The organism is Streptosporangium sp. LJ11 (assembly GCF_051918945.1).
Lineage (GTDB): Bacteria > Actinomycetota > Actinomycetes > Streptosporangiales > Streptosporangiaceae > Streptosporangium.
The window spans coordinates 1-1540 of record NZ_JBPXMB010000088.1 but is presented as its reverse complement, the minus strand read 5'-3'; the positions used below and the strand labels follow the sequence as shown (position 1 = coordinate 1540).

Genomic DNA, 1540 nt, shown 5'->3' with positions numbered 1-1540 from the left:
CAGCGGGCGGGCAGGCTGTCCGGCGGCGAGCGCGCCCAGCTCGCCCTCACCCTCGGCCTGGCCAAACGGCCCGAACTACTGATCCTGGACGAGCCCGTGGCCTCACTGGACCCGCTGGCCCGCCGCGAGTTCATGCAGGGGCTGATGGAGGCCACCGTCGAGCACGAGTTCAGCGTCGTGCTCTCCTCCCACCTGGTCTCCGACCTGGAACGGGTCTGCGACTTCCTGGTCGTGCTGGTCGACTCCCGCGTCCAGGTCGCCGGGGAGACCGAGAAGCTGCTGTCCACCCATCACCGGCTCACCGGCCCGCGCCGCGACCCCGACCGCCTCCCCGCCGACCAGCACGTGGTCTCCGCGCGCCACACCGACCGGCAGAGCACGTACGTGGTCCGTACCGACGCCCCGATCCACGACCCCGCCTGGACGGTCAGCCGGCTCGGCCTGGAGGACCTCGTCCTGGCCTACATGGAGAAGCGCACCGCCGAGAACCGGCGGGCCGCCCTGGAGGTGCAGCGATGATCTGGCTGACCTGGCGCCAGTTCCGCGGCTCGGCCACGATGATGGCCGCCGCACTCCTGGTTCTCGTCGCCACTCTGGCCCTCACCGGGCCGGACCTGGCCTCCGGCTACTCCGCCGGGATCACCGCCTGCACGCAGGACAGCTCCTGCGACCGCTTCTACGACCGCTTCTTCGGCGAGTACGACCTCCCCTTCATGGCCCTCAGCCTCGTCGTGCTGATCCTGCCGGCACTGGTCGGGCTCTTCTGGGGAGCGCCGTTGATCACCCGTGAGCTGGAGACGGGCACGCACCTGCTGGTGTGGAACCAGAGCATCACCCGCGGCCGCTGGCTGGCGGTCAAGCTCGGGCTCACCGGCCTGACGGCCGTGGTCGCCGCCGGCGTGTGCGGCCTCGCGGTGACCTGGTGGTCCGCTCCCCTGGACAAGTCGGCCGCTCCGGACCTGGCCCTGATGGCTCCCCTGGTGTTCGGCGCGCGCGGCATCGCGCCGATGGGGTACGCGGCCTTCGCCTTCGTCCTGGGCGTGACCGTGGGCATGCTGGCGCGCCGCACCCTGGCCGCCATGGCCCTCACCCTGGCCGTCTTCGTCGCGATCCAGCTCGCCATGCCGCTGCTGGTCCGTCCCCACTTGATGCCCCCGGTCACCGGGACCTTCGAACTCAGCAAGACGAACGTGGATGGCATCGGCATAAACCGGGACGAAAACCAGTTCGTGCACGTCAGGCTGGATTCGGTCGTCCCCGGCCACGCCGGTGCCTGGGTCCTGTCCAGCGAGTTCATCGATCCGTCCGGGCGCGCGAGCGGCGTGGAAGCCGCCGTCAAGACCTCCACCACGTCGGGACCCTGCGCACCGCCGGGAGCGGGACCGGGACAGGGCATGGACTCGTGCTTGGCCGAGATCAACCGGCTTGGTTACCGGCAGCAGGCGACCTACCAGCCCCTGGAACGCTTCTGGCCCTTCCAGTGGATCGAGACCGGCATCTACGCCCTGCTCACCGCCGGCCTGACCTGGTTCTGCTTCTG

1 protein-coding gene and 1 pseudogene are annotated in these 1540 nt (G+C 70.4%); both read left to right on the top strand.

Annotated features, from left to right (window positions below; all coding sequences use genetic code 11):
* Positions 1-519, top strand: a pseudogene (locus ACTOQ3_RS43490) (ABC transporter ATP-binding protein); the annotation flags it as partial.
* Positions 516-1540, top strand: a 1025-nt coding sequence (locus tag ACTOQ3_RS43485) for an ABC transporter permease (RefSeq protein ID WP_440089918.1), incomplete at its 3' end; no start/stop codon positions are given. The pseudogene ACTOQ3_RS43490 and the gene ACTOQ3_RS43485, both read left to right, overlap by 4 nt.